At 64.9% G+C, this 18,355-nt stretch carries 19 protein-coding genes; 12 read left to right on the forward strand and 7 right to left on the reverse strand.

What is annotated here, in order from left to right; all coding sequences use genetic code 11:
• The first annotated feature begins 273 nt into the window (after positions 1-273).
• From ACNQPL_RS25035 to ACNQPL_RS25080, 10 genes are all read left to right on the forward strand, one after another.
• Entirely contained in the window at positions 274-405 is a 132-nt protein-coding gene (locus tag ACNQPL_RS25035) for a hypothetical protein (protein WP_346612535.1), read from the forward strand.
• On the forward strand, positions 402-1,025 hold the full coding sequence (locus tag ACNQPL_RS25040; RefSeq protein WP_416468186.1) for a paraquat-inducible protein A: 624 nt from the start codon (positions 402-404) through the stop codon (positions 1,023-1,025). Before ACNQPL_RS25035 ends, ACNQPL_RS25040 begins: the two co-directional genes overlap by 4 nt.
• Entirely contained in the window at positions 1,022-1,666 is a 645-nt protein-coding gene (locus tag ACNQPL_RS25045) for a paraquat-inducible protein A (RefSeq protein WP_346612394.1), read from the forward strand. Before ACNQPL_RS25040 ends, ACNQPL_RS25045 begins: the two co-directional genes overlap by 4 nt.
• Positions 1,650-3,290, forward strand: coding sequence for an intermembrane transport protein PqiB (locus ACNQPL_RS25050; protein WP_416468187.1), 1,641 nt, complete (start codon positions 1,650-1,652; stop codon positions 3,288-3,290). The genes ACNQPL_RS25045 and ACNQPL_RS25050 overlap by 17 nt, the downstream gene beginning before the upstream one ends.
• Before the next feature lie 24 nt (positions 3,291-3,314).
• Positions 3,315-3,845, forward strand: a complete 531-nt coding sequence (locus tag ACNQPL_RS25055; RefSeq protein WP_416468188.1) for a PqiC family protein — start codon at positions 3,315-3,317, stop codon at positions 3,843-3,845.
• A 154-nt stretch (positions 3,846-3,999) separates the two neighbouring features.
• Positions 4,000-5,358 (forward strand): Na+/H+ antiporter NhaA, encoded by a 1,359-nt coding sequence (gene nhaA / locus ACNQPL_RS25060; protein WP_416468189.1) that lies wholly within the window; start codon positions 4,000-4,002, stop codon positions 5,356-5,358.
• Between the two features lie 135 nt (positions 5,359-5,493).
• A complete protein-coding gene (locus tag ACNQPL_RS25065) occupies positions 5,494-6,003 on the forward strand; it encodes a DUF3455 domain-containing protein (protein WP_416468206.1) in 510 nt (169 codons plus the stop codon).
• 166 nt (positions 6,004-6,169) lie between these two features.
• Positions 6,170-6,775, forward strand: coding sequence for an acyl-homoserine-lactone synthase (gene rhlI / locus ACNQPL_RS25070; protein ID WP_003138177.1), 606 nt, complete (start codon positions 6,170-6,172; stop codon positions 6,773-6,775).
• Positions 6,739-7,236, forward strand: a complete 498-nt coding sequence (locus ACNQPL_RS25075) for a sigma-70 family RNA polymerase sigma factor (protein WP_416468190.1) — start codon at positions 6,739-6,741, stop codon at positions 7,234-7,236. Before rhlI ends, ACNQPL_RS25075 begins: the two co-directional genes overlap by 37 nt.
• Complete coding sequence (locus ACNQPL_RS25080) at positions 7,233-7,931, forward strand: anti-sigma factor domain-containing protein (protein ID WP_416468191.1); 699 nt, start codon at positions 7,233-7,235, stop codon at positions 7,929-7,931. Before ACNQPL_RS25075 ends, ACNQPL_RS25080 begins: the two co-directional genes overlap by 4 nt.
• Positions 7,932-7,972: 41 nt before the next feature.
• Here ACNQPL_RS25080 and ACNQPL_RS25085 read toward each other — a convergent pair whose 3' ends face one another.
• The 3 genes from ACNQPL_RS25085 to ACNQPL_RS25095 form a co-directional block, all read right to left on the reverse strand.
• The gene (locus ACNQPL_RS25085; protein ID WP_416468192.1) at positions 7,973-9,487 is read right to left on the reverse strand and encodes a nucleobase:cation symporter-2 family protein; all 1,515 of its coding nucleotides are present in this window, start codon (positions 9,485-9,487) and stop codon (positions 7,973-7,975) included.
• Positions 9,488-9,608: 121 nt separating this feature from the next.
• Entirely contained in the window at positions 9,609-10,967 is a 1,359-nt protein-coding gene (locus tag ACNQPL_RS25090; RefSeq protein WP_416468193.1) for an 8-oxoguanine deaminase, read from the reverse strand.
• Positions 10,968-11,747: 780 nt separating this feature from the next.
• Positions 11,748-13,046 (reverse strand): MFS transporter, encoded by a 1,299-nt coding sequence (locus tag ACNQPL_RS25095; protein WP_346612403.1) that lies wholly within the window; start codon positions 13,044-13,046, stop codon positions 11,748-11,750.
• Positions 13,047-13,308: 262 nt separating this feature from the next.
• Between ACNQPL_RS25095 and ACNQPL_RS25100 the strand changes: the two genes are divergently transcribed.
• A complete protein-coding gene (locus ACNQPL_RS25100; RefSeq protein ID WP_416468194.1) occupies positions 13,309-13,848 on the forward strand; it encodes a chalcone isomerase family protein in 540 nt (179 codons plus the stop codon).
• A 2-nt stretch (positions 13,849-13,850) separates the two neighbouring features.
• Positions 13,851-14,387 (forward strand): DUF3833 domain-containing protein, encoded by a 537-nt coding sequence (locus ACNQPL_RS25105; protein WP_346612405.1) that lies wholly within the window; start codon positions 13,851-13,853, stop codon positions 14,385-14,387.
• Positions 14,388-14,548: 161 nt separating this feature from the next.
• On the opposite strand, the gene ACNQPL_RS25110 is transcribed toward ACNQPL_RS25105, so the two are convergent.
• From ACNQPL_RS25110 to ACNQPL_RS25125, 4 genes are read right to left on the reverse strand one after another with little or no spacing between them, the layout of a single operon-like run.
• The gene (locus tag ACNQPL_RS25110) at positions 14,549-15,055 is read right to left on the reverse strand and encodes a DUF2878 domain-containing protein (RefSeq protein ID WP_346612406.1); all 507 of its coding nucleotides are present in this window, start codon (positions 15,053-15,055) and stop codon (positions 14,549-14,551) included.
• A gap of 3 nt (positions 15,056-15,058) precedes the next feature.
• Positions 15,059-16,318, reverse strand: coding sequence for a cyclopropane-fatty-acyl-phospholipid synthase family protein (locus ACNQPL_RS25115; RefSeq protein ID WP_346612407.1), 1,260 nt, complete (start codon positions 16,316-16,318; stop codon positions 15,059-15,061).
• Positions 16,293-17,105, reverse strand: a complete 813-nt coding sequence (locus ACNQPL_RS25120; protein WP_416468195.1) for a DUF1365 domain-containing protein — start codon at positions 17,103-17,105, stop codon at positions 16,293-16,295. Before ACNQPL_RS25120 ends, ACNQPL_RS25115 begins: the two co-directional genes overlap by 26 nt.
• Entirely contained in the window at positions 17,102-18,349 is a 1,248-nt protein-coding gene (locus tag ACNQPL_RS25125) for an NAD(P)/FAD-dependent oxidoreductase (protein ID WP_387526467.1), read from the reverse strand. The genes ACNQPL_RS25120 and ACNQPL_RS25125 overlap by 4 nt, the downstream gene beginning before the upstream one ends.
• Between the last annotated feature and the right edge of the window lie 6 nt (positions 18,350-18,355).

Consider the following 18,355-nt stretch of genomic DNA (forward strand, 5'->3'; position numbering starts at 1 on the left):
TTCAGCCATGCGCCAAGGCGAACAACCATGGCCTGGCTGGAACGGCACGTTGCAACAAATGTAGGAGCGGGCTTGCCCGCGATGCGCCGCGCGGGCGGCGCTCGATCTCAAGGGCGCTGAAGATCCCAAGGCAAGCGCTTCACGCGCTGCGCAAAAGCGATCGACCTGTACTAGGGTGAAGCAGTGCTCCATGCACCGCGATGTCAGGTCGCGCTTTTGAGGCCTGGGCAAACAGGCTCCACTGCGCGCAGATTGGGCTACCTGGAGAATCCCATGGTACGAGACTTCACGGGCGGCTTCATCGGGCTGTTCATCGGGCCGGTGATCCTGGCGGTGGGTTACATGCTGTTCTGGCAATGGGTCGACGACGGCCCTGCCAGCGGCCCACGAGTGGTCGCGCCATGAAGGGCACTGATGCAGGCGCAGCGCTGCACAGGGCAGATGATGTGATCATTTGCGAGTACTGCGACGCGGTCTACCAGCGCGCCCCCCTGCAGCGCCACCAGAGCGCGGCATGCCTGCGCTGCGGCGGCGTGCTGTACCGCCACAACCCGTTGAACGTGCAACAGCGCCTGGCCCTGTGCGTGACCGGCGGCGTGCTGCTGGTGTTCGCTAATGCCTACCCAGTGATGACCATCAGCATGGGCGGCCTGAGCAACTCGGCGACCTTGTGGGATTCGGTGTTGGTGCTCAGCCAAGGCAGCATCACTTTCATTGCCCTGGTGCTGGCGCTGGCGATCATTTTCGCCCCGGTGCTGCAGATTGCCCTGCTGTGCTGGGTGCTGGGTTTTGCCGTGGGTGGGCGCCGTGCCCCCGGCTTTGCCAGCTGCATGCGGGCGCTGGAAAAACTGCGGCCCTGGAGCATGCTGGAGGTATGCCTGCTGGGGGCGATGGTTGCGGTGATCAAACTGGCGGGCCTGCTCGATGTGATTCCGGGCATCGGGCTGATCGCCTTGGCGGTGTTGAGCGTGTTGATGATCTTCATTGCCGGGCGCGACATCCGCGACCTGTGGGGGCAGGTATGAGTGCCCCGGCGCTGGCCGGCGAGCTGGGCCTGTGCCTGTGCCATGGCTGTGGGCAGGCCTGTGACCTGCGCCTGGGCCAGCACCAGTGCGACCGCTGTGGCGCGCCGCTGCACCGGCGTAAGGCCAACCCCATCGCCCGGGGCTGGGCGTTTCTGTTCGCGGCGTTGATCTTCTATGTACCGGCCAATGTGCTGCCGGTGATGAACACCGAAATGCTCGGCCAGGGCAGCGACAGCACTATCGTTGGCGGCGTGTTGGAGTTCTGGGAGGCCGGCGCGTGGGACATCGCGCTGATCATCTTCATCGCCAGCATCGGCGTGCCAGCGATCAAGTTCGTCTCCCTCGGGCTGCTGCTGTTCACTGCCCAGCGCCATAGCCAGTGGGCACGGCGGCAGCGCTCGCAGCTGTTTCGCTGCGTCGAGCTGATCGGCTATTGGTCGATGCTCGACGTCATGGTGGTGGCGCTGGTGGCTGCGCTGGTGCAGCTGCGCGGGCTGGGCACCATCGAGCCGCGTCCCGGCATTCTGTTTTTCGGCCTGGTGGTGGTGCTGACCATGTTCGCGGCTATGAGCTTCGACCCACGCCTGATCTGGGACGACCAACCACACCACGGGGAGCACGGCGATGGCGCTGGAGACTGAGAACCACGCACGGCCCGGCCAGGCGCAGGTGCGCACACGGCGCTTCAGTGTCTCGCTGGTGTGGATCGTCCCGGTGCTGGCACTGCTGGTCGGCGCCTCGCTGGTGGTGCGTAACTGGATGGAGCAAGGGCCGGTGATCAGCATTTCATTTCGTAGCGGCGAGGGCCTGGTGGCGCACAAGACCCAGGTGCGTTACCGCAGCGTGGTGATCGGCGAAGTGACCACGGTGGAGCTGACCGAGGACCGCAAGGGCGTGGTGGCCAAGGTCGAACTGTCCAAGGAGGCAGAGTCGTTCGCCACCGACGGCGCGCGCTACTGGGTGGTGCGCCCGCGCATCGGCGCCGGCGGCATCTCGGGGATCGACACGTTGCTGTCGGGCAGCTTCATCGGTGCCGATGCCGGCGAGTCGAAAAAGCCTGAAAAAACCTTCGTCGGGCTTGAGTCGCCACCGCCCATCACCTACGGCGAGAAGGGCAAGCGCTTCGTGCTCAGCGCCAATGACCTGGGCTCGCTGGACATCGGCTCATCGATCTATTTCCGCCGTATCCCGGTGGGCGAGGTGGTGTCTTATGCGATCAAGCCCGACGGCAGGGGCGTGGACATCGATATCTTCGTGCAGTCGCCCTACGATGCGTTCGTCACGCTCGACACGCGGTTCTGGAACGCCAGCGGCATCGACATGCAGATCGGGGCCAACGGGCTGAAGGTCGAGACCCAGTCGTTATCGTCGATCCTCATGGGCGGGCTGGCCTTCGGCACGCCCGAATACGCAGCGCCCGCAGAGGCCGCTGTCGACCAGCAGGCCTTCGAGCTGTTCGCCGACCGCGATGCGGCCCTGGCACCGCCAACTGGCAAGGCGCAATACCTGCGCCTGCGCTTTGACCAGTCGATGCGTGGGCTGTCAGTGGGGGCGCCGGTGGAATTCAAGGGCGTGGAGTTCGGCCGGGTGACGTCGATCACCCTGGATTACGACCCGAAAAAACAGAGCTTCCCCGTTGTGGTGGATGCGGCCATCTACCCCCAGCGCCTGGGCCCCGTGCACCAGAAGATGCTCAAGGTGTTCAAGCACACCGAGGGCGACGCCGCCGGTGCCCGGCAACTGATCGGTACGTTCGTCGAGCACGGCCTGCGCGCCCAGGCCCGCAGCGGCAACCTGATCACCGGGCAGATGTTCATCTCGCTGGACTTCTACCCTGAGGCGCCCAAGGTCGCCTTCGACATGAGCGCCGACCCGATCGTCATCCCCACCGTGCCCGGCAGCCTGGAAAAACTCCAGGAGCAGCTGCAGGGTGTGCTCGAGCGCATCGGCAAGCTGCCGCTCGAAAGCATCGCCGGCAACCTCGATGGCACGCTGCGCGAGCTGCGCAGCGCCGCCAAGCGGGTTGATGGGCAGACCCTGCCTGGCCTGACGAGCACCCTGGATGAACTGCAGAAGACCCTGCGCACGGCCAATTCGGCGATCGCCGAAAACTCGCCGCAGCGGGAAAAACTCGGCGATACGCTGCAGGAGCTGGAACGCATGTCACGCTCGTTGCGCGACCTGGCGGACTATCTCGGCCGTCACCCTGAATCGCTGATTCGCGGGCGGCCGAAAGCCGCAGGCGCGGACGACGTCAATCCCTGAGCATGCCCCAAGGAGTATGAGCCAATGCGCACGCTGCCTACCCTGTTGCTGGCCACGCTGGTGGTGCTGACCGCGGGCTGTCGCAGCGCGCCCAACAACTATCACACCTTGGTTGCCGCTCAGCCGAGCCGCAGTACGGGAGAGAAGATCCTGGTCGAGCGGGTCAGCGTGCCGCCGCAGGTGGACCGCCCTCAACTGGTGATACGCCAGGGCACGAGCGGGCTGGTGATCCTGGAAACCGAATGGTGGGGGGCTAACCTGGTCGATGAGTTCCGCAGCGCCTTGCAGGACCAGCTCGGCGGGCCGGTGGGCGGCACGCCCAGGGCGCTGTTGCGGGTGGATGTGCAGCGGTTCGACTCGGTCCCGGGGCAGTACGCGCTGCTGGAAACGGTGTGGCGCCTGCAACGCCCTGGGCAGGCTGAGATGACGTGCCGGACCTCGGTGCAAACCCCCGCGCAAAACAGCATCGGCAGCCTGGTCGGCGCCCAGCAGGCCAATCTGCAGAAGCTGGCCAGCGCGGTGCGCGCCAGTGCAGCCGGTTGCCCGAGATCGTAGCGTTCAGCCGCAGCAGGCAGGTTGCTGATAAACGGGTTGTGCACACGACAGGCAGGTTTTCCGCTAGAATGCCGCCCGGGTGCTAGCTGCACGGAGCAGTGATGCAGGTTAAACAACTACGCCGGTCGGGCCGCCAGCGGGAGTTCTTGCGCCCATGCAAAAACATGTAATTCCTCGCGCCCAGCGCATCGCCCTGCGCGCTTTTGCCAACTTCGAGCGCTTCCTGCACATCGAGGCCGTGAGCGGTATCGTGCTGCTGATCGCCGCCGTGGCGGCGTTGATCTGGGCGAATTCGCCCGCCGCTGACAGCTACGATGCCCTCTGGCACACGCCCATCACCTTCGGCATCGGCTCGCTGGTGTATTCCCAGTCACTGCACTTCTGGATCAACGATGGCCTGATGACCATCTTCTTCCTGGTGGTGGGCATGGAAATCCGCCGCGAAATCCATGAAGGGGCGCTGTCCAGCCTGCGCCAAGCCACGCTGCCGATGGCTGCGGCCGTCGGCGGGGTGGCGGTGCCTGCACTGATCTACCTGGCGTTCAACCATGGCCCGGCCGACCACCAAGGCTGGGCGGTGCCTACCGCCACCGACATCGCCTTTGCGGTGGGTGTGCTGGCGCTGCTGGGCAAGTCGATCCCGTCCAATGTGCGGGTGTTTCTGCTGGCCCTGGCGATCATCGACGACATCATTGCCGTGCTGATCATTGCCTTCTTCTACTCCGGTGGCCTCGATTACAGCGGCCTGGGCGTTGCCGCCATCGGCCTGCTGCTGGTGCTCGGCCTGCAGAAGATCGGCGTCGGCTCGGCCTATGCCTACATCATCCCCGGCTTCATCACCTGGCTGGGCGTACTGATGACCGGTGCCCACCCCACCTTGGCGGGTGTGGCGTTGGGGCTGATGACGCCGGTCAAGGCGATGCCGCTGAGCGAGCGCCCGCTGGAGGCCGTCAGCCGCTTCACCGACGACCTGCTGGGCCGCGCAAAGGCACCGGAGCGTGATGCCAGCCAGCTCATGAGCCCGCTGAAACACCTGCGCCTGGCCCAGCGTGAGCTGGTGCCGCCAGTGACCCGTGTGCAAGGCACCCTGCACCCATGGGTGGCCTACGCGATCATGCCGCTGTTTGCCCTGGCCAACGCCGGTGTCGGGTTGTCCGGTGTCGACCTGTCGGCCGACGGGCCGTTCTGGGTGATGGTTGCCGTTGCCGTTGCGTTGGTCGCCGGCAAGCCGTTGGGCATTGTCAGCGTCAGTTGGCTGATGGTGCGCCTGGGTTGGTGTGCGCTGCCGGCCGGTGTCACCTGGCGCGGTATCACCCTGATCGGGCTGCTGGCGGGTATCGGCTTCACCATGTCGATCTTCATCGCCAACCTGGCCTTCGCTGACCCTGGCGCGCTGGGCGCAGCGAAACTCGGCGTGCTGTCGGGCTCCGTCACCGCGGCGGTGATCGGCCTGGCGTGGGGCGTCTGGAGCCTGCGCAAGGCAGCCTCGGCTGTGCGGGCTGAAGCCGGCTGATGGCAACGCCCCTCGAAATAGTTATCGGGGGCTGCATCCAAACAGCACCCTGGCGGGTATTACAGGCAGCGCGACTTCGCGCTGTCGATTACTCGCCAGGAGATGTGCACCATGAATAGCCCCGTTACCCTGCTGATGCTTGCCGGCGGCCTTGTGCTGATACTGGCCAACCAGGCCGCCCACGCTCAATCCACCGTACCTGACGCCGTCAAGGTGCCGGACGGCCATTCGGTCATGCTCGAGACCGTCGGTGTCGGCCAGATCACCTACGAATGCCGCGACAAAGCCAATGCGCCGGGCCAAACCGAATGGACCTTCGTCGGCCCCAAGGCCGTGCTCAACGACAGGGCCGGCAAGCCAGTGGGCGACTATTTCGGGCCGCCCGCCACCTGGCAGGCGAAGGACGGCTCGAAGGTCACCGGCACCCAGTTGGCCATCGCGCCAGCGGCCAAGGGCGACCTGCCTTACCAACTGGTGCAGGCCAACCCGGCCGAGGGCAAGGGCGCCATGACCGGCGTAAGCTTCATCCAGCGCCTGGCCACCCGTGGCGGCGTGGCGCCGGCAAGCGCCTGCGCGGCGCAGAACAAGGGCGAGCGCAAAGTCGTCGACTACCAGGCTGACTACATCTTCTGGGCGGCTAAATGAAGGTGACCGAACCAGGCAGGTGAGTGGCTGGCGTCTACGCTATCGACAAGCCCCAGTCACTTGGCTGGGGTGCCGCCCAGGGACCTTGCAGTGAACTCACCTTTGCCTCCGTTCGATTATCAACGTTGCCTCCAGGCTTGCGCGCAGGGTGACCGGCGCGCATTGCATGATCGAATTGCTCTCTGAATCGCTGGAAGGGCTTTCCGCCGCCATGATCGCCGAGCTGGGACGCTACCGGCATCAAGTCTTCATCGAGAAGCTGGGCTGGGACGTGGTCTCCACCTCCAGGGTCCGCGACCAGGAATTCGACCAGTTCGACCATCCGCAAACCCGCTACATCGTCGCCATGGGCCGCCAGGGCATCTGCGGTTGCGCCCGCCTGCTGCCGACGACCGACGCCTACCTGCTCAAGGACGTCTTCGCCTACCTGTGCAGCGAAACCCCGCCGAGCGATCCGTCGGTCTGGGAGCTTTCGCGCTACGCCGCCAGCGCGGCGGACGATCCGCAGCTGGCGATGAAGATATTCTGGTCCAGCCTGCAATGCGGCTGGTACCTGGGGGCCAGTTCGGTGGTGGCGGTGACCACCACGGCCATGGAGCGCTATTTCGTTCGCAACGGCGTGATCCTCCAGCGCCTCGGCCCGCCGCAGAAGGTCAAGGGCGAGACGCTGGTCGCGATCAGCTTCCCGGCCTACCAGGAGCGCGGCCTGGAGATGCTGTTGCGCTACCACCCGGAATGGCTGCAGGGTGTACCGCTGTCGATGGCGGTGTGAATGCACTCTACGAGGAGGAGGGCGCACGCTTGCTGGGCGTCGCGCGGCGTATCGCCCGCGACGATGCGACGGCCGAAGATATCCTGCACGACGCCTTTGTCCGCATCTGGACCCGGGCCGCCAGCTTCGACCCTGCGCGCGGCTCGGCGCGTGGCTGGATCTACAGCGTCACTCGCCATCTGGCGCTCAACTTCATTCGCGATACCCGGCGGGAAGTGGTGTTTGACGAGGCGGCTTTCACCCCTGCGCCCTTTGCCGGGGATATCGACCTGCAAGCGGATTCGGCCAAGGTTCATCGCTGCCTTGAGCAGCTGGAGCCTGCACGCAAGCTGTGCATCCTGCATGCGTATGTCGACGGGTGCAGCCATGCCGAGATCGCCAGTTTGCTGAACACGCCGCTGGGCACCATCAAGGCCTGGATCAAACGCAGCCTGAAGGCGTTGCGGGAGTGCATGGGATGAAGAAAGCGCAGGGCGAAACGGCAGAAGCGCTCGACGCGCTTGCCGGGGAATATGTGCTGGGCACTTTGTCGGCAGAGCAGCACCAGGCCGTGCAGAAGCGCCTCGGCGAAGACGCGCAGCTACGTGCCGCCGTGGATGCCTGGGAGCAACGGCTACTGTCGCTCAATGCACTGGCCGAGCCTGTGGCGCCCAGCGCTCGGTTGTGGCGCCGGATCGACCGCAGCCTTGATGTGCAACAACCTGCACAGCCACCGCGCTGGTGGCAACGCTTGGCGCTGTGGCAAGGCATGGCCGGGGCCGGTGTGCTTGCGAGCCTGCTGCTGGCATTTACGCTGCTGACCACCCAAGCGCCGGCGCCGTCTTACCTGGTGGTGCTGGTTGCACCGGCTGACAGTGCTGCAGGTTGGGTGGTGCAGGCCAGCGACGCGCGCAGCATTCAGCTGATTCCTCTGGGCCAGTTCCCGGTACCCAGCGACAAGGTGCTGCAGTTCTGGACCAAAGGTGAGCAGTGGCAGGCCCCGGTGTCGTTGGGCCTGGTCAAGCCGGGTGAGCAATACCGCGTGCCCGCGCACGACCTGCCGCCGCTGGAAGCCAACCAACTGTTCGAGTTGACCCTCGAGAAGGCCGGCGGCTCGCCAACCGGTCGGCCAACGGGGCCTGTGCAGTTCATTGGGCGAGCGGTGAAAGTGCTGTAAAACCGGCCCCGAAAAAAGCGGCGCCTGGGCGCCGCTGCCAGTCAATGCACGTGCTCAGGGCGCTTCTTGCGCGGCGCCGGAGCCTCGCCGTGGCCGTCGTCGGCCTCGGTGATCGGCACTTCGTTACCGTCACAGTCGAACAGCTTGCCATCACGGAAAAAGTCACCTTCATTGAGCCCGGCAATGTCGCGGTAGCGCAAGGTGCGCTCGCTGGCGGCGACGAACACCGACTGCTGGTCGGAGTTGCCGGCACGCAGGTGGTTGAACAGCAAATTCAGCAGGATCGCCATGATCGCCGCCGAGCTGATGCCGGAGTGGAAGATCGTCTCGAACCAGGCCGGGAAGTGGTGGTAGAAGCCTGGCGCGGCGATCGGGATCATGCCGAAGCCGATCGAGGTGGCAACGATGATCAGGTTCATGTTGTTGCGGTAGTCCACCTGGGCCAAGGTGCGGATGCCGCTGGCCGCGACGGTGCCGAACAGCACCACGCCCGCGCCGCCCAGCACCGAGGTAGGCACCGCGGCAATCAGCCGGCCCATTACCGGCAGCAGGCCAAGGGTCACCAGGATCAGGCCGGTGGTGGCCACCACATAGCGGCTCTTCACGCCGGTCACGGCAACCAGGCCGACGTTCTGGGCGAAGGCACTTTGGGTGAAGGAGCCGAACACCGGCGCGAAGACGCTGGAAATCATGTCGGCGCGCAAGCCATTACCCAACCGTTTCGAATCGACCTTGGTGCCGATGATTTCGCCGACGGCGAGAATGTCGGCAGAGGTTTCGACCATGGTTACCACGATCACGATCAGCATCGAGATGATCGCCGCAACCCGGAATTCGGGCGCGCCCAGTGGCATCAATTGAGGCAAGGCGACCAGCGTGCCGTCCAGCACATTGGAAAAGTCGGCCATGCCAAAGGCCACGGCCACCAGTGTACCGATCACCATCGCCAGCAAAATCGACAAGCGTGAGAGGGTGGCGCTGCCCAGCTTGCTCAGCAACAGCACGGTGGCCAGGGTGAAGGCCGCCAGGGCGATGTTGGCGGTGCTGCCAAAATCTGCTGCCTGGCTGTTGCCGCCCATGGCCCAGCGCGCCGTGACCGGCATCAGGGTCAGGCCGATGGTAGTGATGACGATGCCCGTCACCAGGGGCGGGAAGTATTTCGTGATGCGCGAGAACAGCGGCGTGATCAGCAGCCCGATCAATGACGCCGCGATTACAGCGCCAAACACCACCGACAGGCCAACCCGGCCGTCACTGCCGATGATCGCGATCATTGTCGCCACGCCAGCGAAGGACACCCCTTGGACCAAGGGCAGCTGGCAACCGAAGAACGGAATACCGAGGGTCTGCAGAAGCGTCGCCAGGCCGCCGGCAAACAGCGAGGCGGCGATCAGCAGGCCGATTTCAGCCGGTGTCAGGCCGGCCGCCTGGCCGATGATCAGCGGTACGGCAACAATGCCACCATACATCGTCAGCACATGTTGCAGCCCATAGGCCACATTGGCGCCAACGCCGAGGTTCTCGTCTTCCGGACGAGGTGTAGCGGGTGAAGTCATGGTGAGTAGCTCGCTTTTGTTTTTTTAATGCGTCTAACAGCACGGTTTCAGTCGCGGTGGGTGAACTCTTGAACAGGGGTTGGCCGTTACGCGCTTTGCAGTGCGCAACGGCCGTTTTGCATTACTCGCCGATGACCAGCTGGCGGGCCAGTTGGTTGTGGCGCTCGAGCACCAGGGGCAGGTCGACGGTGGTGATGCGGCCATCCTTGACCACCACACGCCCGTTGATCACGCTGGTGTGGACCTGGGTCGGGGTGCAGAACACCAGCGCCGCCAGCGGGTCGTGGTGAGCACCGGCGTAGGACACATGCCCGAGGTCGAAGGCCACCAGGTCGGCGACCATGCCCGGCGCCAGGGCACCGATGTCGTTACGGTTGAGCACTTTGGCGCCGCCGAGCGTGGCGATTTCCAGCGCCTCGCGAGCGGTCATCGCATCGGGGCCAAAGCCGACACGCTGCAGCAACAGCGCCTGGCGCACTTCACCGATCATGCTGGCGCCATCGTTGGAGGCCGAACCATCGACGCCCAGGCCTACCGGCACACCGTGGTCGCGCATCTTGCGGATCGGCGCGATGCCCGAGGCCAGGCGCATGTTCGAGCATGGGCAGTGGGCCACACCGGTGCCGGTGCGGGCGAACAGCTCGATGCCGTGCTGGTCGAGTTGCACGCAGTGGGCATGCCACACATCGTGGCCGACCCAGCCCAGGTCTTCGGCGTATTCGGCCGGGGTCATGCCGAACTTCTCGCGGCTGTAGGCGATGTCGTTGACGTTTTCGGCCAGGTGGGTGTGCAGCGACACCCCGTAGTTGCGCGCCAGCACTGCGGCTTCGCGCATCAGGTCACGGCTGACCGAGAACGGCGAGCAGGGCGCCACCACCACGCGCAGCATCGAGCCGTGGTTGGCGTCGTGGTAGTCCTCGATCAGGCGCTGCGATTCCTTGAGGATGTCGCTTTCCTTTTCCACCACCGAATCCGGTGGCAGCCCGCCCTGGCTGCGGCCGACGCTCATGCTGCCGCGCGCGGCGTGGAAGCGCATGCCGATTTCGCCGGCGGCGTGGATGCTGTCGTCGAGCTTGCAACCGTTGGGGTAGATGTACAGGTGGTCGCTGGAGGTGGTGCAGCCCGAGAGGATCAGCTCGGCCATGGCCGTCTGGGTCGACACCGCGATCATCTCGGGGGTCAGCCTTGCCCAGATCGGGTACAGGTTGGTCAGCCAGTTGAACAGCTCGCCGTCCTGGGCCGCTGGCACAACGCGGGTGAGGCTCTGGTACATGTGGTGGTGGGTGTTGACCAACCCCGGGATGACCACCTTGCCGGTCATGTCGAGGATTTCGTCAGCGTGCTGGGGCAGCTCGTCGCTGGGGCCGACCTGCTTGATCAGGTTGTCTTCGATGTACACGCCGCCGCGTCTGATCTCGCGGCGTTCGCCGTCCATCGTCACCAGCAGTTCGGCGTTTTTTATCAGCAAAGTCTTGGGCATTGGTGTTCCTTCCCGTGAGGGGTGCGGGTTGCAATCTGTGTGTATGGACACCCGGTTTTCGACTAGAGCCAGGCCCTGGAAACCAGGTGCTGTGTGGCAAACACTGCGTGGTTGGCAGGGTAGGTCAGGGCTGCAGCGCGCGCGTCGACGCCGTCGAGGCGCATAGGCTCGACGTGGGGCGAAGGGTGGGCTGCCGGGGTAACGAAATAGCGGCGAATGCATCGATTCGCGCAGGGGGCTCGGAGAGGGCGAGCGGGTAGGGGTAGTGCATGGCTTCAGGCCTGTCGCAATACGCAGCGGCGATTACCGGTGTCGTAGGCGCGGGGGTAATGTAACCAGGAATGGTTGATTTTGTATACGAAAAAGTTGGGGTGGGGCTGGCGGGAGATAAGGGGTTGGCTGCCAGGTGCCTGCCTTGGGATTTTCGGTGATGCATAAATCGAGCGCCGCCCGCGCGGCGCATCGCGGGCAAGCCCGCTCCTACATTTGTTGCAACGTGCCATGGCCTGTGAGGCCATAGTTGCCAGCCTTGTTGGCACGACGCAATTTCTCGGCTGGCGCTGCCGGCGCCCCATCTGTCTTCAGTCATGCGCCAAGGCGGACAACCATGGCCTGACTGGAACGGCGCGTTGCAGCAAATGTAGGAGCGGGCTTGCCCGCGATGCGCCGCGCGGGCGGCGCTCGATTTGTGCATCACCAAAGATCCCAAGGCAGGCACCCCCACCCCCCATACAAAAAAAAGAGGCCCGCAGGCCCCTTCGAGGAAAACCGGTCTAGCGCTTACGCCGTCTCGACCTTGCGCGGCGCCATGAAGTACAGCCACACCAGCGCGATGAAGTACATCGTCGGGATCATGGTGAACAGCACGCCGTAATTGTTGTGGGTGATGGTCAGCACGCTGCCGACGATCTGCGTCATGAACATGCCGCCGATGGCCGCGCACATGCTGCCGAAGCCGAACACCGTGCTTACCAGGTGCTTGGGCGTGTAGTCCATCAACAGGCTCCAGATGTTTGCCGTCCAGGCCTGGTGCGCGCCGACCGCCACGGCAATGGCCAGCACCGCGACCCACAGGTCGCTGGCGTGGGCGGCGAAGGTCACGCTGATGATGGTGCAGGCGAAGATCAGCATCGAAATCAACCGCGCCCGCGTGGCGCGCACGCCGCGGCCGATCAGCCACGACGAGAGGATGCCGCCGCCAATGCTGCCGAAGTCGGCCGTCAGCCAGATCAGTATCAGCGGGATGCCCATCTGGGTGACGCTGATGCCCAGGTTGTACTGCTGGTTGAGAAACGGCGGCAGCCAGTACAGGTAGAACCAGAACACCGGCGCGGTGATCGCGAACGCCACGGCGAAGGCCCACGTGCCGCGCATGCGCAGGATGCGGCTGAAGGGCACACGCACCGCCTCAGGCTCCGGCTCTTGCTGAATGTAGTCCAGCTCGCTCTGGCGCACGCTCGGATGGTCTTCAGGGTTGAAGTATTTCAGCCCCCAGAAGATCACCCAGACCAGGCCCAGGCAGCCCATGGCGATGAAGGCCGCCTGCCAGCCCCAAGCGGCAAGGATCACCGGCAGCAGTGCCGGGGTGATCATCGCGCCAACGTTGGTGCCGGCATTGAACAGCCCGGTGGCGATGGCCCGTTCACCGGCAGGGAACCACAGGCGCGTGGTCTTCACGCAGGCGGGGTAGTTGGCGGCTTCGGTCAGGCCGAGGATGAAGCGGCAGACCATGAAACCGGCGGCCGAGGTGGCCAGGCCGTGGGCGCCCGTGGCCAGGCTCCAGAGCAGTACCGCGACGAAGAAGGCGCGTTTGACACCTACCTTGTCGATCAGCCGGCCCTGCAGCAGGAAGCCGATGGCATACCCCACCTGGAACCAGAAGTTGATGTTGGCGTAGTCCATCGCCGTCCAGCTCATGTCCTTGGCCAGCATGGGCTGCATGATGCCGAGGGCGGCGCGGTCGATGTAGTTCAGGGTGGTGGCGAAGAACACCAGGGCGAGCATGCCCCAACGCGTCTTGCCGACGGCAAAGGCGCCGCGAATCTTGCTGCCCATGGAAGCATGGGGAATCGGAGGCATGGCGGATGTACCTGTTTCTTGAAATTGTAATGAACGGCGGATGCATCTAGCTCGCGGTTTTGGCTCAAGGCAGGGAGCACTCGCAAGGCCGTGGCATGGTGAGCAGTGAAACCCGCACCGTCAATGCCGAGTATGGCTCTATTGTTCGATAACCGAACGAATGCCGTCCGTCATGTATTTCGCCATGGGCGTCGATCTCGCAGCAAAAAGCTATACAGGAAAATATACTTGTACAACATTAGGGTTCTGCGGTGTCCCTCTCATGGCGCGTCGACGCGGTGCGTTTCTCCTGGCTGTACTGCTGTTGGCGGGGTTTGCGGCCGCGGCAGACTGGCGACCCGCGGTGCCCGACGCGCGCCAGGTGGGCAGCGGCGAGTTCACCTGGTTTGGCTTCAGGGTGTACACCGCCCGCTTGTGGAGCGCCGGGACGCCTCAAGGCTGGCAAGCGCCGTTCGCCCTGGAGCTGATCTACCACCGGGCGTTGTCGCGCGACACGCTGGTGCAGGCAAGCCTGGACGAGATGCGCCGCCTGAGTGGCGGGCAATTGCCCCAGCCCACGCAGGACCGATGGGCGCAAGCCATGCAGGCGGCGTTCGTCGATGTGCAGCCGGGCACGCGCATCACCGGGGTGTACCTGCCAGGGCAGGGCAGCCGTTTCTATGTCGACGGGCAACTGCGCCACGAGGTCGCCGACCCGGCGTTCGCCCGCGCCTTCTTCGCTATCTGGCTCGACCCGCGAGCCCGCGACCCAGCGTTACGCCAGCGCCTGCTCGGCCTGGCGGGCAACGATCGAGGAGAGTGAACATGGGTAGAGTGCTGCTGTTGATTGGCTGCCTGTTGCTGGGCAGTTGCGGCAACGTCGAGGTGGACCACTACGCTGGCGAGAAGCCGACGCTGGACCTGGTCGCGTTCTTCGCGGTGCCGGTGCAGGCGTGGGGCATGGTGCAGAAGCGCTCGGGGGAGGTGACCAAGCGGTTCCATGTGCGTATCGACAGCCGCCGCGAGGGCGAGAAGCTGATCCTCGACGAGCATTTCCTGTACAGCGACGGTACCCGCCAGCAGCGCACCTGGACGATCACCCCGGACGGCCCCGGACGCTGGCGCGGGCGTGCGGGTGACGTGATCGGCGAGGCGCGTGGCGAGGTGGCGGGCAATGCCTTGCGCTGGCGCTACACGCTCGACGTGCCGGTGGACGGGCGGCATTGGCAAATGGACATCGACGACTGGATGTACCTGATGGATGCCGACACCCTGATCAACCGCTCGAGCATGCGCAAGCTGGGGGTGGAGGTCGCGCAGATAACCCTGTTCTTCCGCCGGTTGCCGGCGGGCACGCCGTGAACACAGAGGGTCAATGCCGCTCCCACAGAACAAACGCTAACTTACTGATTTGGCGGGGATCCTGTAGGAACGGCTTCAGCCGCGAACACCGGCGAAGCCGGTGCCATCCACCGCGGCGCCTGCTTCGCGGCTGAAGCCGCTCCCACAGTAGCCCGCGCTGATCAGAGGGTTGGGGCTGGCTTAGGCCTTAATGCAATGCGCAGGGCCAATGGAAATACCAGCGCCCAGATCATCCCCAATACAATCGCAGTCGGCATAACCCCCATCGGCAACGCTACCTGCGCCAAGCGGGCCCCCGCCAGATAAGCCAGCGGGCCACCCAACATACCCAGCAGCGCTCCGAGCCAAACCGGCCGCGCTGCCCACGCCAGGCTATGGCGCAGCCCGCTGGCCAGCACCAGCCACAACAATGCCAGCCAGAGAGGCAACGGCCATTGGGCGAAGTCGAACACCCCCATCGCCCCCAGCACGCTGTCCAGCACACAACCGGCAAGCGTTACCCAAAAAAGCGCACGCACTTCTGCACCGCGGTCCTGGCAATAGCGCAGGTGCAACGCCAGGCCAATCGGCACCATCACCAGCAGCCAAGGCCTGTGCGCCCCCAATACACAGATCCACCACCCTGCCTGCAACCACAAGGCATTGCCGATCAGCCATCGCCTGGGCACCGCTCAGGCGCCTGGCAGCGGTGCCCGACGCGCCTGCGGCGCCGCCCACAGCAACTGCGCCACACCAATTGCGCGCTCCTCGAACCCGCCCTGGCAGTAACACAGGTAGAACTCCCACAAGCGCTGGAAGGTGTCGTCGTAACCCAGCTCTTTCAGCGCGGCGCGCGCCTGGCGCAGGTTGTCGCGCCAATGGCGCAAGGTGCGTGCGTAGTCCTGGCCGAAGTCTTCGAGGTGGACCAGGTTCAGCTTGGTCTGGCGGCTGGCGGTATCCAGCAGCACGCTAAGCGAGGGCAACGCACCGCCGGGGAAGATGTAACGCTGGATGAAATCCACCGAACGGCGCGCCTGGGCGTAGCGTTGGTCGCGAATGGTGATCGCCTGCAGCAGCATCAGGCCGTCGTCCTTGAGCAGCCCGGCGCACTGGCGGAAGTACGTGGGCAGGTAGCGGTGGCCGACGGCTTCGATCATTTCCACTGACACCAGCTTGTCGAAGCGCCCGCGCAAGTCTCGGTAATCCTCGCGCAGCACCGTGATGCGCTCAGTCAGCCCCAGCGCCTGCACGCGTTGCAGGGTGTGGGTGTATTGCGCGTCAGACAGCGTCGTGGTGGTAACACGGCAGCCATGCCGGGTGGCCGCGTGGATGGCCAGGCTGCCCCAGCCGCTGCCGATTTCCAGCAGGTGCTCGTCGGGTTTCAGTTCAAGCTTCTGGCAGATCGTTTCAAGCTTGTTCAGTTGTGCCTGTTCCAGGCTTTGCTCGGCGCTGTCGAACTGCGCCGCCGAGTACATCATGGTCGGGTCGAGCAGGCGTTCGAACAAGGCATTGCCTAAATCGTAATGGGCGAGAATGTTGCGCCGTGCGCCGCGCCGGCTGTTGCGGTTGAGCTGGTGCAGCAGGCGCAGGGCGGGGCGTGCCAGGCGCGCCAGGCCGCCCTCCATGGCGTCGAGGACATCGAGGTTGGCGACGAACACGCGGGTTACCGCGGCCAGGTCGGGGCTGCGCCAGTAACCGTGGATGTAGCCTTCCCCAGCGCCAATCGAACCACTGCTGGCGACCAGGCTCCAGGCCGCCTCGTCGACGATTTCGACTTCGGCGTAGAGCGCGCTGCCGGTGTCGCCGAAGCTCCACTGCCGGTCATTGCAGATTACCCGCAAACTGCCGTGGGCCAGGCGCCGCAACTGGGCCAGCACGGCCGTTCTGGCCAGGCTGGCGAATAACGGCGTACGGCCGGCCGACTTGCTAACGCTCAACGTGGGATCGGTCATGATCGGGCTCCTTACAGGCGGCGTGGCCGAGGCCCAGGTTGCCCTGGCTGGCGCGGTGGTCGTGGATGGGTGTGCGCTTGAGCAACAACTGCAGGGCTTGCCAGTAGATGGCCGACACCGTGCGCAGGCTCATCCAGGGGAAGGTGAGGATGTGGCGGTGCAGGGCGGCGCGGTCCAGCGGCGCACGTTGCAAGGCCAGGTCGGCGTCGAACACCTTTTGCCCTTCGTGCCAGTTTTCCATGTGCATGTGCACGCGCTGTGCATCGAGCACGAAGCGCAGGCGGTACTCCATGTCCAGCGGCATGAAGGGCGAAACGTGAAATGCCTTGGCCACGGAGAACCCCGATTTCAGGCCGTGGTGCACGGGCAGCACATAGTGGAAGCGCTCGCGCCAGGGCGTGTTGCGCACCTCCAGCAGGATCGCCACCAGCTGGCCGGCCCGGTCGTGGCAGAAGTAGACGCTTACCGGGTTGAAAGACAACCCCCAGCAGCGTGGCTGAGTGAGCAGGTGCACAGCGCCTTCAGGTGTTTGCCCGGTGGCCTGGCCGACCAGTTGCCGCGCAGCCTGGGCCAAGGGCACGCCCTGCCGGGTCAGCGCGGGCAGGTAATCGCTTTCTCGCCAGCACAACGGCGCCAGCCGTGAACGCCCCAGCCAGCGGCTGAGGCCGAGCAGGCGGGGTTGTTCATCCAGGTCCAGGTAGAACATGCCAATGCGGTAACGGAACACGTGCTGTCGCGGGGTCAGGCGCCGATGGTTGACCCAGCCGTGACACAAACTGCTGTTCACAAGCCTTCTCCAAAAAAGTCCGCGACTTTCAGCGCGCTGACCACGCCGTCTTCGTGGAAACCATTGCCCCAGTAAGCGCCGCAGTAGTAGCTGTGCTGACGCCCCTGCAGTTCGTCCTGGCGGGCCTGTGCGGCCAGGGCTACCAGGCTGTATTGCGGGTGCGCATAGTCAAAGCGGGCGAGGATCTGCGTCGGGTCCACCAGCGCGGTCTGGTTCAGGCTCACGCAAAAGGTCACCGGCGCGTCGATGCCCTGCAGGATGTTCATTGCGTAGGTCAGCGCGGCGGGGGCCTGCTGCGGGCCACCGAGGCGGTAGTTCCAGCTGGCCCAGGCCTTGTGGCGCTTGGGCAGCAGGCGGGTGTCGGTGTGCAGCACCACGTCGTTGCTGGCGTAGGTGATGGCGCCCAGTACCGCGCGCTCGTCGGCGCTGGGCGCCTCGAGCAGGGCCAGCGCCTGGTCGCTGTGGCAGGCGAACACCACGCTGTCGAAGCGCTCGCTGCCAACTGCGCTGAGCACGGTCACGCCACCCTCGTCACGGCTCACCCGACTGACCGGGCAATTGAGGCGGATGCGTTCGGCAAAAGGCTTGCACAACGGCGCCAGGTAGCTGCGCGAGCCACCCTCGATCACTCGCCATTGCGGGCGATTGCTCACCGACAGCAAGCCATGGTTGCGGCAGAAGCGCACGAAAAACTGCAGCGGAAAACCGAGCATGTCGGCACGCGACATCGACCAGATCGCCGAGCCCATCGGCACGATGTAATGGTCGATGAAACGCTGCCCGTAGCCCTGCATCTGCAGGTAGCCACCCAGGGTGGTGGCGTCGTCGATGCGTTTGTTTTCCAGGTCGGCAATGGCCTTGCGGTTGAAGCGCACGATGTCGCGCAACATGCCCCAGAACCCGGCAGACAACAGGTTGCTGCGCTGGGCGAATAGCGTGTTCAGGTCATGGCCGTTGTATTCGAAACCGCTGCGCGGGTCGTGCACCGAAAAGCTCATCTCGGTTGGCCTGGACGCGACGTTCAGCTGGTCGAGCAGGCGGATGAAGTGCGGGTAGGTCCAGTCGTTGAAGACGATGAAACCGGTGTCCACCGCGTACTGCTGGCCGCCCCATTGCACATCGACGGTGTGGGTATGGCCACCGATCCAGTCGGCGGCTTCGAACACCGTGACGTCGTGCCGGCGTGACAGCAGGTAGGCACAGGTGAGGCCAGCGATACCGCTGCCGATGATTGCGATGCGCATGTGGGT

This window comes from Pseudomonas sp. LFS044 (assembly GCF_047978245.1).
Taxonomy (GTDB): domain Bacteria; phylum Pseudomonadota; class Gammaproteobacteria; order Pseudomonadales; family Pseudomonadaceae; genus Aquipseudomonas.